Origin of the sequence: Novosphingobium rhizosphaerae (assembly GCF_050920675.1) — a bacterium.
Classification (GTDB): domain Bacteria; phylum Pseudomonadota; class Alphaproteobacteria; order Sphingomonadales; family Sphingomonadaceae; genus Novosphingobium; species Novosphingobium rhizosphaerae.
Genome location: NZ_CP137861.1, coordinates 3,606,527 through 3,624,097, shown reverse-complemented (window position 1 = coordinate 3,624,097; position 17,571 = coordinate 3,606,527). Strand labels below are relative to the sequence as shown.

The following is a 17,571-nucleotide window of genomic DNA, read 5'->3' as shown; positions in this document are numbered from 1 at the left end:
TCAGTCGGGCCCGGGGTGCGCCGCGCCCTTGAAGCGCAAGGTGGCAACCAGGCCGTCGGCCTGCCAATCGAGCGTGATGGCGCCATCGCGCAGGCGCACGATGCGGTCGATCAGGTTAAGCCCCTGTCCGCCCTCGCGCGAGGTGGCCGCAACGGGACGGCTGGATTTTTCCTGCCACACGATCACCAGGTCGCCATCCTCGTCGCGGCTGGCGAGCCGGATCTCGCCACCATGGGCGATGGCGCCATGCTTGGATGAATTGACGGCGAATTCGCCCACGACGAGCGCGATGGTGTCGGCCAAGGCGCGGGCGATCGGGATGTCTTGCACGGCGTCCATCGCCACCGGGCAGAACCCGCTGCTGAAGGGCATGGTCAAGGCCTCGATCAGGTCGACCAGGCTGCATGGCACATCGCGGCTGGTGAATAGCGCCTGGGCACGGCCCATGGCCAGCAGCCGCTCGGCCATTTCGGTGGCGAATTCGGCGTTCTGTGCGTCCCCACGGGCAAAGCCGCGGATCAGGCTGGAAATCATCGTGTAGGTGTTCTTGAGGCGATGGTGCAGTTCGCGGGTGGCCGTTTCCAGCACCTGGCGGGCCAGTTCGGCGTCCGTCACGTCGCGCGAAACGGCCAGGTAGCTGATCAGGTTGCCCGTGTCATCGCACAGCGCCGAAACGCTCACGTCCCACCAGCGGCTTTTGCCCTTGGCCGTTGGGCAGTGCGCCCGGAACCGAGACATGCCGCCGTCCAGCGCTGCGGCATAGCCGCTCTCGATATGGGGCCTGGCTTCGGCAGGCCAAAGATCGGCCCACTGCTTGCCGATCACGTCGACGGGGGCATCGATTTCCATGGCGCAGATGCCGTTGGGGTTCATGTAGGCGACCGTGCCATCGAGCCCGATGACTTTCACGCAGTCTACGCTCTGGTCCAACGCGGTGGCCAGGGAGACGTGGGAAATTCCGGCAACTTGTTGGGAAAGTTTGATGTTCGTCATGTCTGCTGCCGGAGTTCCCCATCACATCCGGTCAGGCGGGCTGCGCGCGCACCTTCACGATTGCTATCAAATCGGTGGGAACGATCTTGGTTCCCGCGATCGGAGACAGATGGGCAATTTTTGGGCTTGGCGCCGAACACCGCAGCCCACGCTGCCTAGTTGCGCTCCACGACATTGGCGATCTCGTCGCACTTGCTGTCGCCCATTCGGGCGCAGGCGCGCAGCCAGAACAGCGCGGTCTTCTTGCTTTGCGGCACGCCTTCGCCCAGCGCATAGGCCAGGCCCAGGTTGCGCGCGCAGTCGGGCTGGTATTTCGAGGCGATGCGGGCGCATTTGGCATAGAGATCGCTGGCGATGGTGGAGTTCTTGCCCACGCCTTCGCCCTTGGCATAGCTGAGCGCCAGGTTGAACATCGCGCGCGGATCGTTGTGCCCGGCGGCCATGCCATACCAATAGACGGCTTTCTGCAGGTCTGCCGAAACCACGCTGTCATCGGAATAGATATCGCCAAGCGTGCCCATCGCATCCACGTCTCCGCCGCGGGCGCGCAATGTCAGCTTGCCGATATAGAGCGAGATTCGTTCGGCCTGCGCCCGCTGGCTTTCCTGCTGGCGTTGCCGCTCGGCCGCGGCCGCCAGAGCTGCATCGCCATCGTTCTGTCGGCTTTGCAGCATGGCATCGATGCCCGTCTCCAGCCGCCAGCCGCTGGCGTTTTCCACCACCAGCTTGCCGGTCATGCGCTCTTCCGTGCAGGTGCCGGCAAAGTGGGCGTCGCCCGACGCGCTGTCGAGCGCACAGGCGCCTGCCCGCACCGCGCCGCCCAGCGCGATGCGCTGGTTGAGGCCCGGTCCGGCCAGCGCCATGGTTGCCTGCATCGTGCCGTTGCGGATGGCCAGATCGATGCGGGCCGTGCCGGTCACGTCGCGGCGGCTGCGATAGGCCGTCGTCGAAAAGCCCAGGTCGATTCTTGTGCGGCCCAGGTTCAGCGAGGCCGGCGTGCGCTGGATGCGCCCGGCATTGCCGGAAAATTGGCCCGCGTAGACAAGATGGCCGCGAAAGGCAGCCTCTGTCGTGGGTGCGAGCGGCGTTTCCACGCGGTGCCAGACGCCGCCGGGATCGCGGCACACGCGCACTGGCACGGCGACATCGCCGCTGGTTGCCTGCATCGTCTTGCATTCGCGGCCGCCGCTTTCCTGTGCCACCGAATTGGCGGGAAGGGCAAGTATGGCAAGCGCAATGACAGTCAAGACCGCATTGGGCCTGAAATATAGCGACATAACCCAAATGGGGTACATACGGAAATGCCCTGTCTCGATTCGTTACTTCCGAACCATGCGGCTTGATGCTAGCATCTTCTAGAGTGAACCAGCATGGGGACGGGGGCTTATGCAAAAGAACCTTATTGCAATTGTCATGGTATTGTCTTCCTTGGGTCTTGTCTTGATGCCGGTGGAGGCGCAAGCCAAGTGCGGCGGTAATGGCGGGCAAGTGGCCGGGGCCGTGGTCGGCGGCGTATTGGGCGGCCTGTTGGGGCGCAGCGTGGCTGGCGGACGGGACAAGACCCTGGGCACCGTGCTGGGCGGCGCACTGGGCGTGGTCGTCGGCAGCCGGATCGGCAAGTCACTTGATCGCTGCGAGCAGGAGAAGATGGCCACGGCCACCGAAGCGGCGCTCAATGCCAAGGGCAGCGATCAGGCGTCGACACAGAAATGGACCAGCGAGACGCGGCCCGGCGTGGGCGGAACGGTGGTGGCCTCAACGCCCCAGGCCCAGCCCGACGGGCGCGTGTGCCGCAATGTCAGCCAGGTGAACTATGTGGATGGGCAGGAAATGAAGGACAATCCGCGGTTCTGTCGCACGCCGCCCAGCAGCGCCTGGGCGCCGGCCTGAGCCGCCGCGCCATGGCCAAGTTGAGGTGGGCGATCGCCCTTCCGGCCTGTCTGGCGCTGGCCGTGCCACCGGCTGGCGCCCAAGGCACCTATTGCGGGGCGGAGCCGCCCGACGCGGTTTTCGCCGTGCCCCATTTCGACGATGAGCAGATGACCTATTCGGTCATCGAGCAGGGTGGGGTGCGCGTGCTCTATGCCAGCGGCGGCGTGGGGGACGAGGAAGGCAGCCGCCTCGCCGCCGCGCTTTCGCAGGCGGGGAACGTGGACGAAGTGTGGCTATCCTCGCCCGGCGGCAATCTGGAGCAGGGCATGGCCATGGGCCGGGCGCTGCGCGCGCGCCGCGTGCTGGTGCGGGTGCCGCAAGGGCGCGCCTGCATCAGCGCCTGCACCGTGGCGTTCCTGGGCGGGGCGCTGCGCACCGTGGACAACGGCGGCTATTACGGCATTCACATGTTCTCGCTGTTCTTCGACAAGAAGGAAGCGGCGGCACGACAGGTGGAACTCATGAAGCTGCTGGTGGCGGCCGAGCGCGTGAAGAAGGGCACGTCTTCGGAAGTCTATCGCGAGATCATGATGGATTACGAACGCGGCACCGCGCTCGCGGCCGGACGGCTGGCCCGCTATCTGGTGGAAATGTCGGCCTCGCTGGAATTCCTGGGCGGCATGTTCGGCCAGCGCCAGCTTGGCGTGTGCTTTGTCAACGATACCGGCCTGCGGCGGTATAATATCGTCAACATCGAATAGGCGGCTTGGGAAAGGTGGTAGCGGGCAGGGGGCCGGAATTGGTGGGAACCGGGCGTTGGCGCAGGAACGATGCCGACCGTGCTTTATGAGCTTGGCTTGCCCCAATGGGCGCGGTGCCTATCGTCAAACTCAGCGCCGAAAATCCGGATCGCTTCTCTAAGAAGCTCTTGGCCCGCCGCGGAATAACCCGAAAGGGCAGCGTCATCCTCCAGCCCCATAAGTGCTGTCATGAAGTAGCCGTAGCAATCAGCCGGCGTGTCTTTGCCCGAGTTCTCAGCCATCATGCTACATAAATGTCAGTAGGCACTATCGTCCGCAAGTGGGCGCCAGCTGACTAGCGGCTTTGCCAAGCCCACTGCGCCGAACGGGCCGAGACTTGTGGGAGCGATCATTTCCTATCGAAGGTCACGACGTAAGCCTTGAGCAAATGAGGAAACGAAAACGACAGCTTCTCGAAGTAGGGCGCCGCCAGCTAAGCAGCCGGTGATTCCAGCGACCAGAAATATTTCGATATCGTTGTGGATGAAGGTCCAATCGCCATCTCGGCGCCAGATCAACGCGGCAACTGAAAGGCTTGCAACGCCGGCAATTGCCGCAGCCAACCTTAGAAACTTGGGAAGGAAAGCGCCAGCCGTCGTCACGACGGCGAGTATGATCAATAGGGCTGACCCGCTCACTCGATGTACCCCAGTTATACGACCTTCTTACCTCCAAGCACCTTCATGCCGCGCGTTGAGGTTATTGCCGCGCCAGCTTGCACGTATGCGGAACGTTCGCAATGTCCAACTGAGGACGGCAGCCGCTATGCCGTTTTGACTCGGCGCAGATCGCCAGCGGGAGCAAAGAACGGGGGCGGAAAGCGGACATTAGGAAACTGGTCGATATAGCGCCCCAATGAAACTCTACACTTCCGCAGGCCGAGAGCTACTCGATACAGGTGATGACCGGTCCGGCCACGACCTCGACAGCATCGATCTGTCTGGCCGTGATCTTCGCCAGGCGGATCTTGAAGGCTTCAACTTCAGTGACGCCAGCTTACGTTCGGCCGATCTCCGAAACGCCGACCTCTACTGGGCAATCATGTTCCGTGCCGATCTGACGGACGCTGATCTACGTGACGCGGTTTTGCGCGGTGCCGACCTGAAAGAGGCCAGACTGGCTGGTGCAGACCTGCGGGGTGCCAATCTTACCCAGGACAATGTCGGAGGAGCTACGCAACTGCAAGGTGCCTGCCTCGCCGACGCTAAGCTGCAAGGCGCGTTGCTGACTGGCGCTGAATACAATGATGCGACGCAATTCCCGCAGGGGTTCGACCCCGAAGCTCACGGGATGAGGAAGGCCACCCGCTGATCCAACTTGAACGTCGGCAACGGGGCGATTGCGGCCCAGCAACATGGTTCACGCCGCCATGGCTTCAGCCCAGCAGCGGCCCGGCCCAGGGGTGGGCGTTGATCAGCGGTGGCAAGACCTGGTCCAGCAGGGTTTCGCGCGCCAGCGAGGCGGTCTGGCCGGGCAGGTCGCCCAGTTCGCCCATGCGCGCCACCACCTGGATGCGCCGCGCGAAGCGGCCGCGTGGCAGCGGCTCGACCCGCAGTTGCGGCATCAGCTGGGGCAGGGCGGCCAGGCACAGCAGCGACGTGATGCTCCAGCCGATACCCATGCCCACGGTGGTCAATTGCTGGTGGATGATTTCCACCTCGATCACGTTGGGCAGGCGCAGCTTCATGCGGGTGAGCTGGCTTTCGATACGCTGGCCCATCCCGGTGTCGAGCGAATAGCGCACGAAGGGCAGGCGCTCGGCCACGTCGGCCGGTTCCACGCTGCCGGTGTGATCGGCCGGGAAGATCATCACGAAAGGATCGTCGATCACGTCGTGGTGTTCGATCCCCGGATGCTTTTCCAAGGTGTTGCTGCCCGTGACGAGCATGTCGCAGCGGCGGGCCAGGAATTCCTGCTGCTGCTTGAGCGAGATGCCCGAGCGCACGCGCCACGATCCCACGCGCATGCCGTGGCGGCGCAGGAGCGGCGCGGTCAGCAGGTTGGCCAGGCTTTCCGACATGCCCACCGTCAACTGGTCGATCGGCTGCTGCGCGCCTTCGCGCACTTCATCATAAGCGGTGCGGGCGTTGGCGAGCAGCTTGCGCGCGCGTTCGTGCAGGGCACGGCCCGACGGGGTGAGCCCCAGTGGCCGCAACGAGCGATCGAACAGCGGCGCACCGATGCCCTGTTCCAGCCGGGTGATGGTTTGCGAAACCGCCGACTGGGTGATGCGCAATTGCTGGGCGCAGGCCGTCATCCCGCCCAGTTCCACAGTCAGGACAAACACTTCCAAGCCGTGCAGATCGAATTCGGCGGGCAGGCGCATGGGCATTGATCCTCTGGGGCCGCCCTTTGCCGGCCCCCCGGTGTTTTCCTTGTGCCATCATGAAGCCTGAACTACCAGATTATATCTGCTTATTGTGTGTGCTGGCCCGTTCCTGTCGCGGGCAAGCCGTCCTATCAGGGTGGCAACCAGCGGAAGGGAGCTGACGTGGCGCTTTTGAAACCGGATTTCGTCCTGCTTGTCTCGTGTGTGGATCGCAAGGGCCTGGTGGCGGCGATCGCCACGTCGATTTCGGCGCAGGATTGCAACATAGTAGAAAGCGCGCAGTTCGATGATGCCGTGACCGGCCGCTTTTTCATGCGCGTTGCGTTCACCGCGCCTGCGGGCATGACGGTGGAAAAGTTCAACGAGGCATTCCTGTCGGTGGGCAGCGCCTATGGCATCGACTGGAAGGTGTTCGACCTGTCGGTCAAGGTGCGCGCGATCGTCATGGTCTCAAAGGGCGGGCATTGCCTGAACGACCTGCTCTATCGCACGGCCACGCGCTATCTGCCGATGGAAGTGACCAGCGTGGTGTCGAACCACACAACCTGGCAGCGCCGCGTGGAGCACGAGGGCATCGCGTTCCATCATCTGCCGATCACGCCGGAAAACAAGGCCGAACAGGAAGCGCGCCTGCTGGAGATGATCGCGCAGCAGAATGGCGATCTCGTCATCCTGGCGCGCTACATGCAGGTGCTGTCGGACGCGACGTGTCGCGCGCTCGAGGGCCGCGTGATCAATATCCACCATTCGTCGCTGCCGGCCTTCAAGGGCGCCATGCCCTATCACCGCGCGTATGAGCGCGGCGTGAAGATGGTGGGTGCCACCGCGCACTACGTGACACCCGATCTGGATGAAGGGCCGATCATCGCGCAGGATGTGTCGATGGTGGACCATGCCGATACCGTCGACGACCTGATCGCCCAGGGCCAGGAAACCGAAAGCCGCGTGCTGACCCGCGCGGTCAAGGCCCATTGCGAGCATCGCGTGATGCTCAACGGCCATCGCACCGTCGTGTTCAAGTAGGGGGTGTTCGAATGAGCGAGGCGCAGCTTTACGCCGATCTTGCCGCCCTGGGCATCGCCTGGAATGCCTTGGAACACGAAGCGGTGTTCACCGTGGAGGAAAGCGAAGCGATCCACGCCGCGCTGCCTGGCGCGCACACCAAGAACCTGTTTCTCAAGAACGCCGACGGCACGTTCTGGCTGGTGACCGTGGACCATGCCAAGCGCGTGGATCTGAAAGCGCTGGCCGGCGCGGTGGGCGCCAAGAAGTTCAGTTTCGGCAAGGCCGAGGACATGGAGCGTCTGCTTGGGGTGACGCCGGGCGCGGTGACGCCGCTTGCCGCGATCAACGATGCGGGCGGCGCGGTGCGCGTGGTGATCGATGCGGACTTGGTTGACGCCGCGAAGGTTCACGTTCATCCCTTGCGCAACACGGCAACGATCGGTCTTTCCGGTGGTGATTTGTTGCGCGCCTTGGCAGGCTGGAATCACGCCCCGATCGTGTCAGGCATTCCGGAGCGGCCATGACTGTCAGCACCTTCGACCTGTTCAAGATCGGCATCGGGCCATCCAGCTCGCACACGGTGGGGCCGATGGTGGCGGCCCGCCGCTTTACCGAAGCACTCGATGCCGCTGGCCTGCTGGGCGCGACGGCGCGGGTTTCGGTCGATCTCTATGGGTCGTTGGCGCTGACCGGCAAGGGCCACGCCACCGATGTGGCAGTGATTTTGGGTCTGGCCGGGGAAGTTCCTGCAACCGTGGCGCCCGATGCCGTGGCCGGCATCGTGGCGGGCGTCAATGAACGTGGCCGTGTTGCCCTGCTGGGCCGGCACGACGTGGCCTTTGCCCCGGCGCAGGACATGCGCTTTCTCCAGCGCGAGCGGCAGCCCTATCACAGCAATGCCATGGCGCTGGCCGCCTGGGATGCGGCGGGCGACATGCTCACGCGGCGGCTCTATTATTCGGTCGGCGGCGGCTTCGTGCTCGATGAAGACGAAGTGATCCGCAATGCCCCGGCGCAAGACCTGCCGGACCTGCCCTATCCCTTTGCCAGCGCGGCCGAACTGATCGAGATCGGCGAGGCGACGGGGTTGACCTTTGCCCAGATCATGCTGGCCAACGAACTGGCCTGGCGCAGCCCTTCTGAGGTTGACGCCGGGCTCGACCTGTTGGCCGATACCATGGCCGCCTGCATCGATCGCGGCTGCGGACAGACCGGCACGCTGCCTGGTGGGCTCAACGTGCGGCGCCGCGCCGCGCCGCTGGCGCAGGAATTGCAGCACCGCCAGCAGATGTCCTTGTCGGAACCGCTGGCCGTGCTCGACTGGATCAACTTGTGGGCCATGGCGGTGAACGAGGAAAACGCGGCCGGCGGCCGCGTGGTGACTGCGCCCACGAACGGCGCGGCCGGCATCATTCCGGCGGTGTTGCGTTATTACGAACGCTGCTATCGCGGCGATCGGGCAGGGCGGCGCACGTTCCTGCTCACGGCGGCGGCCATCGGCGCGCTGTACAAGCGCAATGCCTCCATCTCTGGCGCGGAAGTGGGCTGCCAGGGCGAAGTGGGCGTGGCCTGCTCGATGGCGGCAGCCGGCCTCACCGCAGCGCTGGGTGGCAACAACGCTCAGATCGAAAACGCTGCCGAAATCGGCATGGAGCACAACCTGGGCCTGACCTGCGACCCGGTGGGCGGCCTGGTGCAGATCCCCTGCATTGAGCGCAATGCGATGGGCGCGGTTAAGGCCATCGACGCCTCGCGCCTGGCCATGCTGGGCGATGGGCAGCACATGGTGAGCCTTGACAAGGTGATCGAAACCATGCGCCAAACCGGCGCAGACATGCGTGACAAATACAAGGAAACCTCGCTAGGCGGCTTGGCGGTCAACGTCGTGGCCGTCAACGTGGTGGAATGCTGAGCGAGTTCGAGGAGACACAATCGATGAAAGCCCTGGTCTGCGTGAAGCGGGTGATCGACTACAACGTGAAGCCGCGGGTGAAGGCGGATGGCACGGGTGTCGAGCTGGCGAACGTGAAGATGAGTATGAACCCGTTCGACGAGATCGCGGTGGAAGAAGCGATTCGCCTGAAGGAAAAGGGCGTGGTTTCGGAAGTGGTTGCGGTTTCGGTGGGGCCGGCCAAGGCGGCGGACACGCTGCGCACGGCGCTGGCGATGGGCGCGGACCGGGCGATCCTGGTGCAGTCTGACGAAGACGTGGAGCCGCTGGGCGTGGCCAAGATCGTGGCGGCGATTGCCGGCGAGGAACAGCCCGGCCTGATCATCACCGGCAAGCAGGCGATCGACGACGATTCGAACCAGGTGGGCCAGATGGTCGCCGCGCTGCTCGGCCGGCCGCAGGGCACTTTTGCCAATGAAGTCAGCGTGGAAGGCGATCAGCTGATCGTCAAGCGCGAGATCGACGGCGGGCTGGAAACGGTCAAGCTGGCGCTGCCGGCGGTGGTGACCACCGACTTGCGTTTGAACGAGCCGCGCTATGCCTCGCTGCCCAACATCATGAAAGCCAAGTCCAAGCCGCTCGCCACCAAGACCGCCGCCGACCTGGGCGTGGACGTGGCGCCGCGCCTCAAGACGCTGAAAGTGGCCGAGCCGCCGGTGCGCGCGGCGGGCGTGAAAGTGGCCGATGTCGATGCGCTGGTGGCCAAGCTCAAGGAACTGGGAGTCGCGTGATGGGTAAGGTTCTTCTCTGGGTCGAGCACGATGGCGCCGCGATCAAGGACGCGACGCTGAGCGCGGTGACCGCCGCAGCCCAGCTTGGCGACGTGGTGGCGCTGGTGGCGGGCGAAGGCGTCGATGCCGTGGCCGCTGCGGCGGGGCAGATCGCCGGCGTTTCTGCCGTGCTCAAGGCCGATGACGCGGCCTATGCCCATGCCCTGGCCGAGAACGTCGCGCCGCTCGTGGCCGCCCTGATGGCCGATTACGACGCCTTCGTGGCGCCGGCCACCACCACCGGCAAGAACGTCGCGCCGCGCGTCGCCGCGCTGCTCGACGTGGCGCAGGTCTCGGACATTCTTTCCGTGGAAGGGCCCAAGACCTTCACCCGGCCGATCTATGCCGGCAATGCCATCGCCACGGTCGAATCGGGCGATGCCAAGCTGGTGATCACCGTGCGCAGCACCGCCTTTGCCAAGGCGGACGTGACCGGTGGCAGCGCCGCTGTCGAAGCGGTGAGCGGCGCGGGCGACGCTGGCCTGTCCAGCTTCGTCGGTTCGGAAATCGCCAAGAGCGAGCGCCCGGAACTGACCAGCGCCAAGGTCATCGTCTCGGGTGGCCGCGCGCTCAAGGACGCGGAAACCTTTGCCGCGACGATCACGCCCTTGGCCGACAAGCTGGGCGCCGCGATCGGCGCCAGCCGCGCGGCGGTGGACGCGGGCTATGTGCCCAACGATTACCAGGTGGGCCAGACCGGCAAGATCGTGGCGCCGCAAGTCTATGTCGCGGTGGGCATTTCCGGCGCGATCCAGCACCTGGCGGGGATGAAGGACTCCAAGACCATCATCGCCATCAACAAGGACGAAGACGCCCCGATCTTCCAGGTGGCCGACGTGGGCCTGGTCGCCGACCTGTTCACCGCCGTGCCGGAGCTGGTGGCGAAGCTTTGATTTGACGGGAACATGCCCTCCCCCAGCCCCTCCCGCAAGCGGGAGGGGAGCTTAAGGCAAAATCCCCCTCCCGCGTGCGGGAGGGGTTAGGGGAGGGGGGTTGCCCCAATGCCCTTGATGACCATCCGCCAGACTTGCGCTATAGGCAGGCCATGGGGCGGGGCATCTTGGGCATGGCGGCGCTGGTCGTGGCGCTGTCGCTAGCGCCGGCAGCGCAGGCGGACAGTTTTTCGATCCAGCGCACGGCAGACTTGCGGTTCGGCCGCTTTGCCGTGTTTGCCAGTGGCTGGCGTTCCGTGGGTGCCAGTGGTGCGGTGAGTGGCAGCGGGATCATGGCGGTGGCCGGCAGCAGCACCGGCCCGGCGCAATTCACCCTCCGCTACGATCGCGGCAGTACCAGCACCCGCCCGATCACAGTGGCCGCGCAAGTGATGTTGATCGCGCCGGGGCAACTGATCAAGGATGGCGTCGTGGCGCGCCTTTCCGCATTCGAATCCGATCTGCCGGGCGGCAGCCTGCTGGTTTCGGGAATGCCCGTCACCGTGACGATCGCCAATTGCACCACGCGGGTGTGCACCGCCAATTTCGCCATTGGTGCGCGCATCGATGTGGATCGGCAGGCGGGCGGGGCTGACCTGACGATCCCCTTGCCGGTCACCGCCATCTTGCTGGCCGTGCTTTAGCCTCTTGTTCTGCGATACGCTTCGTGGTTTCCTCCCAATGGGAAACGCAAGGCAATCAGGTGGTTGATAATCGTTCACCAAAGTTTCGGGCCAAATTGGCACGTAGGTGTGCCGTTATGGCCGTGCTTGCCTTGCCGGGCAGCGCCCAGGCAGCCCAGGCCAACACCGCCACCGGCGAGGCGCAGGCACGGGTCGTCGCCGCGCTATCCGTCGATGCGCTCGACGCGCTGGATTTTGGCGTCGTGGTGGGCCGCGCCACGACAGGCGGCACCGTGGCGGTCGATCCCGCCGGCGGAGCGCCGCGCTATGGCGGAGGGGCCATCGCGGCGTGCGGGGCCGGCGTGCCCTGCGCTGCGGCGCATCCTGCCCGCTTTGCCGTGCATGGCGAGGCGGGGCGCGTCTATCTCGTGTCCGTGCCGGAAAGCCTGGTGGTCAGTGGCGATGGCCAAGGCCCCGTGCTGACGGTCGATGCCTTGGCCGTGCTCGCGCACACCCCGGGGCCCACCGGCAATGCCGGGCTGCTTGATGCGCAGGGCACCGATACGTTCAGCGTGGGTGGAACGCTGACTGTCCCTGCCGATGCCCCGGCAGCGCGCTATCGCCTGACGATTCCCCTGATCGTCACTTACGGCTGATTCTCGCGCGCGTTTTTTTCGTGCCGGACTGGCGAAATTTTTTGCGATGTGGCGGGAAATTTACAGGGGAAATTCCCTATGTGCTTGTTTTGCCAAAGCCAGGGGTAAACGCCAATTGGGTGAATTGTTAACTTAACCCAGATTAAAGAAGGCCTGCACCGCAGGACGGGGAAAGTACGTAGAACGTGCTGGTGCGGTGTCTCTCGCAGAGAGCACCCAGGGGGTCTTTAAGGGGTAAAGACGATGAAGAAGATTGCTGTTATCGCGGCCGTGATCGCCGCTGCTGCTGCCGTTCCGGCTTTTGCCGCCGGCAACACTGCCACCACCAACGGTACGGCCACCGCCACGGTGATCGCGCCGATCACGCTGGCCCACACTTCGGGCGCGGCGCTCAAGTTCGGCACCTTCACCACCGGTGCGGGCTCGATCACCGTGGGCGCCGGCGGCGCTGGCTCGGTTTCGGGCGGCGTGGTGTTCGTGACGGGCAATGCCAACGCGGCCGATGCGTTCACCGTGACCGGTGATCCCAGCCGTTCGTTTGCGATCACCACCACGGGTGGCACGATCGCCAACGGCACCAACACCATTCCCTTCACCACCGCAGCGTCTGCCGCCACCGGCGCGCTCGACAGCAAGGGCAATGCATCGTTTACGGTTGGCGGTACGCTGACCCTGGCCGGCACGGAACCGGCTGGTGCCTATTCGGGCACGTATAGCGCGACGGTCACCTACAACTGATCGCGACGAGGGGCCGGCTCATCGGGGGGTGAGCCGGTCTCTTTCGGTACAGGATAATTAACCATGATTGGAAACCGCAAACCTGGCCGCAGGACCTGGTCGGGATGGGCGGCAGCGGGCCTTGTGTGGTCGAGCGGGATCGTCCTGGGCCTGGCGCCCGGATCGGCCCAAGCGGCGCCGAACAAGGTTACCGTCAGCGGGACTGCCGCGGGAACGGTGGTCGCCCCCATTTCGGTTCGCCAGATCAATGGCATGAGCTTTGGCCAGTTCGTTCAGCCCGCATCGGCGGGCGCGCTTGTGCTGACCACCGATGGCACGCTGACCGCCTCGGGCGGCATGGGCGCGCAGACCACGATCGCGCAAAACAGCGCAAATCCGCCGCGCGCCGGGCAATTTGCCGTGGATGGGGATGCCGGCCGGCTGTTCTATGTGACGCTGCCTTCGTCGATCACGTTGACGGGTAACGGCGCGAGCATGACGGTGAGCAATTTCACCCAATCCACCTTTTTCGGCTTTGCCTGGACGGACAGCGATGGCGAATTCACGCTTAACGTGGGCGCGCAACTCAACGTGAATGCACGGCAAGCTGTTGGAACCTATCGAGGAACCTATGCGGTGACAGTCACCTACCTGTGATGGCGCCGTATTGTTTCGCGATATCCATCTTGTGAACCCCTAGGAAAAATCCCTATAGCTTCCGCCAAGCTGTACGGGGGTAAGCGATGAAGGGGATGCGTTGCGCGGGGGCGGGGGCCCCAGTGCGGGCTAAAGGCGCGCGGGCTATTGGCGTGCGGGATGCCGGGTTGCGGATCTTGGGCATCATCGCCACGGCTATGGTTGGGGGAATGGTTTCGGGCGCGGTGCGCGCCGCCGATGATCCGCCACCAACTGCGCCGGTCGCCAATGCAGTGCCACCCGAAGGGGCGGTAGGCGGGCTTGGCGATGTAAATCTGTTTCCCAAGCGCGTGGTGCTCGATGATCGCCAGCGTGTGGCCACGATCGGGCTTTACAATCGCAGTGCCGGATCGGGCGATTATGAAATCGCCATCACCGACCGCGCGATGACGCCGGGCGGCGATATCGTGGACCTGGCCGCCGTCACCGATCCTGCGCTCAAGGCCCGGGTCAAGACCGCGGCCGACATGCTGCGCTGGTCGCCGCGCCGCGTGGTGTTGCAAGGCAATGAAGCGCAGACCGTGCGCGTCATGGCGCGCCTGCCCGAAGGGCTGCCGCCGGGCGAATATCGTGCGCATTTTTCCGCCGTGGCAGTGCCGCCCGATGTGGACCAGGGCCTGTCGATTGCCGATGCGGCCGGCAACCCGCCCAAGAACGCCATCGGCGTGAAGATCGTGCCGCGCTTTGGCATTTCCATTCCCGTGATCGTGCGCGTGGGCGAAACCACGCTGACCGTGGGCCTAGCCAGCGTGCGGCGCACGGCCTTGCCCGATGGGCGCCAGGCGCTGGCGCTTGCGATCACCCGCGGCGGCACGCGGTCCGCGTTCGGAGACATCACGGTAACGGCGCCGGGCGCCAAGGGGCCACTGGCGGTGGCGCGCGGGGTGGGCATCTATCCCGAAGTGGATGGCCGCACGGTGACCTTGCCGCTCAACCCTGCCGCGGGGCCGCTGGCGCCGGGCGCGCGCGTCACGGTGACGTACACCGACGATGACTTTGCCCCCGGCCAGACGCTGGCCAAGCAGGACTTCACCGTGCCGTGATCACGCCGCCATGCCCGCCTGCCATGGGCCCTGCCTTGCCGCAGGCCCTGGCAGCGCGGGCCACCTGGTGGAGCACGGGCCTGGGTTTGGGGCTGGGCTGCCTGGCCCATGGCACGCCTGCATGGGCACAGCCATGTCACGCCGCTCCCGTGCACGCGGGAATCGCCCGGCCCTCATGCGGGCATGGCCATGGCCAGCGATTTGCCATGCCGGGCTTGCGCTTCCTCCAGGGCCATCATGCGCGGCGGTGGGACCATCATCGCAGGCGCCACCTGTGGCGCGCCTGGCGCATGCATCGCCGCGCGGTGATACGGCGCAACCTGCTGGTTTCTGTCGCGCCGCAGGCATTGGCACACGCCGGCATGGCCCCGCGCAGGAGCCGGGCGTCGGCGAGCGCTGGCCCGCGTCTGCCACGGCCGATGTTTGGCGCCAAAGCCGCGAGCGGGCCGGTTGCCGAGGCGCCGGCACCAACGCCGGCGCAGATTCAAGCGCCCCCGCCGCGCGCCGCGCCTGCAGACAAGGCACAGGCCAAGGCACCACGCGCGCCGGCCGATCACGCGCCATCGGCCAAAGGCGCGCCGCTGTTCGATTATGACGACGAACTCGTGCTGCAGATGCGCACCGAAAAGGGCGGCTTCGAAGACACGGTGATTGCCTATGGCACGCGTGCCGGGGTCTATCTGCCGCTGGGCGCGCTGGCCCGCTTCCTCGATCTGCCGATCCGGGTGAGCGACGAGGGGCATTTTGCCAGCGGTTGGTTCCTGGCCGAAAACCGCACGTTGAGTGTGGACCTGCGCCAGGGCAAGATTGCCGTGGCCGGCAAGGAACGCGCGACCGAAACAGGTGAAGCCACGGCCTTTGACGGGGAGCTGTATGTGCGGGCCGACCGCGTGGCGACCCTGCTGCCACTGGAGGCGCGGGCCGACTTGCGCGACCAGTCGCTGGTGATCCGCACGCACGAGCCGTTTCCCTTTGAACAGCGCCTGGCGCGCGAGGCCGAGCGCGAGCGCTTGGCGGGGCTGCATCGCAACCAGGGGCCGCAGCGCTGGCCGCGCGAGGAAACGCCGTGGCTCGCCGCCAGCGTGCCTTCGGCCGAAGCGGAATTGCGCGCCGTGTCCGACGATCAGCGCGGCACGCGCGGCCAGGCCGACGTGCGCCTGGCGGGTGACCTGGCCTGGATGACCGCGCAGGCCTATGCCAGCCTCGATAGCGCCGAAGGCCTGGTGGCGGCCCGCGTGGAAATGGGCCGGCGCGATCCCGACGGGCAATTGCTGGGGCCGCTGCGCGCCACCGGCTTTGCTCTGGGCGATGTGGCCAGCATGCCCATGGCGATCGGCCTGCGCGGGGTTTCGGGCCGGGGCGTGGCAGTCACCAACGCGCCGATCGAACAGACCAGCGTTTTCGATACGCTCGACCTGCGCGGGCCGTTGCTCGCTGGCTATGAAGTGGAACTCTATCGCAACGGCATCCTGGTGGGATCGACGGCCAAGCCGGTCAATGGCCAGTACGAATTCCTGGCGGTGCCGGTGGATTTCGGCCTCAATGTCTTGCGACTGGTGTTCTATGGCCCGCAAGGCCAGCGGCGCGAGGAAGTGCGGCGGATCAGCGTGGGCGATGGGCGGCTGTCGCCCGGCCAGTTCGTCTATAGCCTGGCAGCCCTGCAGAACGGATCGAGTGTGCTGGGCGCGCATGGCGCCGCGTTTCAGCCAGGGCAGGACTATGGCCGCTGGCGCGCCGGTGCGCAGCTGGGCTGGGGGATCAATCCGGCGCTGACCGTGCTGGGGGGCCTGGCCTGGTTCGATGGCGATGCCGGCCGCAACTATCTGGCCAGCCTGGGCCTGCGCACCGGGATCGGGCCGGTGGCCTTGCGCGCGGATGCCGGTATCGAAAAGGGCGGGGCCTATGGCATCACGCTGGGCGGCGGGGCACGCGTGCTGGGGCTGTCGTTCACTGCGGCGCACAGCGAATATCGCCGGGGTTTTGTCGACGAGGTACAGGCGCTTTCCGCCCAGCCGCTGCGCGCGGTGAGCGAGGCTGAACTTTCGGGACAACTGGTGCTGTCGCATCGTGGCAACGGCCTCACGCTGCCGCTTGCCGCGCGCTGGCGCATGGTGGACCACCTTGATGGACAGCGCGATGTGACCGCCAGCCTGCGCTCTTCCTTGGCGCGGGGTGGCGTGCTGGTGTCGAGCGCGTGGGAACTGACCAGCACCAGCGCGCCGGGCATGGCGACGAGCCGGCAATTGCTGGCGAGCTTTGACCTTGCCACGCTGTCGGGTTCTCGCTGGCAGGTGCGCGCCGGGCTGGGCACGCGGGTGCTGCCGCGCCCGGCCTTTGCCAGCGCGGCGGTGGAAGTGAACCGGCGCATCGGCGAACAGACGCTGGTGGCGGCCACGGCCTCCCACGCCTTTGACAACCACCAGACGCAATTGGGGGTGAGCGCCATTCGCCGCCTGCCGCGCCTTACCATAGGATTCGATGCGGCGGTGGGGTTTCCCGATCGCAGCTATGCCGCGATGGTGCGCCTGGGGTTCAGCATCGGGCGCAATCCGCTGGATGGACGCCTCTTTCTGGCAAGGCCGGGGCTGGCCTCGTCCGGCGCGGTGATGGTCGATGCGTTTCGCGACAACAACGGCAACGGGCGGCACGATGATGGCGAGCTGGCCTTGCCGGGCGCGGCGTTTACGTCGGGCGCAGACGTGGTGCAAAGCGACCGGCACGGCCAGGCCTTCCTGGGCCAATTGGGCAGCGGCACGCGCACCAGCGTGCAGGTGGACATAGACAGCCTGCCCGACATTGCCCTGGCCCCGGTGACCCGCGGGGTGGAAGTGGTGCCCCGGCCCGGCCGCATCCATGTCAGCCATTTTGCCATCCAGGCCCTGAGCGAGATCGAAGGCACCGCGCGCTTTGCCAGCGCCGGGAGTGGGCGGCGCCGCGAAGTTTCGGGCCTGGCGGTGCAACTGGTTGACGCCAAGGGCACCGTGGTGGCGCAAGTGCGGTCAGAAGCGGACGGGTTCTACCTTTTCGAGCAGGTGCGGCCCGGCACATATCGCCTGCGTGTCGATCCGGATCAGGTTCGCCGCTATGGCCTGGTGGCGCAAGACAGCGCGGCCATCACGGTGACCGGGGACGGGCGCGGCGCGCGGCGTGACCTGGAGGTTTCCGCCGCGCATTGACGGCGCGC

Annotated in this window: 17 protein-coding genes; 14 read left to right on the top strand and 3 right to left on the bottom strand. The window is 65.8% G+C overall.

Features of this window, described 5'->3' with window-relative positions; genetic code table 11:
- On the bottom strand, positions 1-993 hold the full coding sequence (locus R9J51_RS16475) for a PAS domain-containing protein (protein WP_179505115.1): 993 nt from the start codon (positions 991-993) through the stop codon (positions 1-3).
- A 155-nt stretch (positions 994-1,148) separates the two neighbouring features.
- Positions 1,149-2,240, bottom strand: coding sequence for a tetratricopeptide repeat protein (locus R9J51_RS16470; protein ID WP_218847395.1), 1,092 nt, complete (start codon positions 2,238-2,240; stop codon positions 1,149-1,151).
- A gap of 166 nt (positions 2,241-2,406) precedes the next feature.
- Between R9J51_RS16470 and R9J51_RS16465 the strand changes: the two genes are divergently transcribed.
- From R9J51_RS16465 to R9J51_RS16455, 3 genes are all read left to right on the top strand, one after another.
- A complete protein-coding gene (locus R9J51_RS16465) occupies positions 2,407-2,883 on the top strand; it encodes a glycine zipper 2TM domain-containing protein (protein WP_168557740.1) in 477 nt (158 codons plus the stop codon).
- Between the two features lie 11 nt (positions 2,884-2,894).
- Complete coding sequence (locus R9J51_RS16460) at positions 2,895-3,626, top strand: hypothetical protein (RefSeq protein ID WP_179505114.1); 732 nt, start codon at positions 2,895-2,897, stop codon at positions 3,624-3,626.
- Between the two features lie 894 nt (positions 3,627-4,520).
- Positions 4,521-4,976 carry a pentapeptide repeat-containing protein gene (locus tag R9J51_RS16455; protein WP_169476284.1) on the top strand — a complete coding sequence of 152 codons (456 nt, stop codon included), beginning with the start codon at positions 4,521-4,523 and terminating at the stop codon, positions 4,974-4,976.
- Between the two features lie 64 nt (positions 4,977-5,040).
- On the opposite strand, the gene R9J51_RS16450 is transcribed toward R9J51_RS16455, so the two are convergent.
- Positions 5,041-5,991 carry a LysR family transcriptional regulator gene (locus R9J51_RS16450; RefSeq protein WP_168557743.1) on the bottom strand — a complete coding sequence of 317 codons (951 nt, stop codon included), beginning with the start codon at positions 5,989-5,991 and terminating at the stop codon, positions 5,041-5,043.
- Positions 5,992-6,165: 174 nt separating this feature from the next.
- On the opposite strand from R9J51_RS16450, the gene purU reads away from it, so the two are divergent.
- From purU to R9J51_RS16395, 11 genes are all read left to right on the top strand, one after another.
- A complete protein-coding gene (gene purU / locus R9J51_RS16445; RefSeq protein WP_218843650.1) occupies positions 6,166-7,017 on the top strand; it encodes a formyltetrahydrofolate deformylase in 852 nt (283 codons plus the stop codon).
- Between the two features lie 11 nt (positions 7,018-7,028).
- Positions 7,029-7,523 (top strand): prolyl-tRNA synthetase associated domain-containing protein, encoded by a 495-nt coding sequence (locus R9J51_RS16440; RefSeq protein ID WP_168557745.1) that lies wholly within the window; start codon positions 7,029-7,031, stop codon positions 7,521-7,523.
- Positions 7,520-8,911, top strand: a complete 1,392-nt coding sequence (locus R9J51_RS16435) for an L-serine ammonia-lyase (protein ID WP_168557746.1) — start codon at positions 7,520-7,522, stop codon at positions 8,909-8,911. Before R9J51_RS16440 ends, R9J51_RS16435 begins: the two co-directional genes overlap by 4 nt.
- Positions 8,912-8,934: 23 nt before the next feature.
- Complete coding sequence (locus tag R9J51_RS16430) at positions 8,935-9,681, top strand: electron transfer flavoprotein subunit beta/FixA family protein (protein ID WP_168556115.1); 747 nt, start codon at positions 8,935-8,937, stop codon at positions 9,679-9,681.
- A complete protein-coding gene (locus tag R9J51_RS16425) occupies positions 9,681-10,613 on the top strand; it encodes an FAD-binding protein (RefSeq protein ID WP_179505111.1) in 933 nt (310 codons plus the stop codon). Before R9J51_RS16430 ends, R9J51_RS16425 begins: the two co-directional genes overlap by 1 nt.
- Before the next feature lie 173 nt (positions 10,614-10,786).
- On the top strand, positions 10,787-11,296 hold the full coding sequence (locus R9J51_RS16420; RefSeq protein ID WP_179505110.1) for a DUF4402 domain-containing protein: 510 nt from the start codon (positions 10,787-10,789) through the stop codon (positions 11,294-11,296).
- Positions 11,297-11,412: 116 nt separating this feature from the next.
- Positions 11,413-11,931, top strand: a complete 519-nt coding sequence (locus tag R9J51_RS16415; protein ID WP_179505109.1) for a DUF4402 domain-containing protein — start codon at positions 11,413-11,415, stop codon at positions 11,929-11,931.
- A 243-nt stretch (positions 11,932-12,174) separates the two neighbouring features.
- A complete protein-coding gene (locus R9J51_RS16410) occupies positions 12,175-12,669 on the top strand; it encodes a DUF4402 domain-containing protein (protein ID WP_168557750.1) in 495 nt (164 codons plus the stop codon).
- A gap of 63 nt (positions 12,670-12,732) precedes the next feature.
- A complete protein-coding gene (locus R9J51_RS16405) occupies positions 12,733-13,305 on the top strand; it encodes a DUF4402 domain-containing protein (protein ID WP_179505108.1) in 573 nt (190 codons plus the stop codon).
- 209 nt (positions 13,306-13,514) lie between these two features.
- A complete protein-coding gene (locus tag R9J51_RS16400) occupies positions 13,515-14,387 on the top strand; it encodes a hypothetical protein (protein WP_218847397.1) in 873 nt (290 codons plus the stop codon).
- A gap of 419 nt (positions 14,388-14,806) precedes the next feature.
- Complete coding sequence (locus R9J51_RS16395; RefSeq protein WP_179505106.1) at positions 14,807-17,563, top strand: hypothetical protein; 2,757 nt, start codon at positions 14,807-14,809, stop codon at positions 17,561-17,563.
- Positions 17,564-17,571 lie beyond the last annotated feature (8 nt).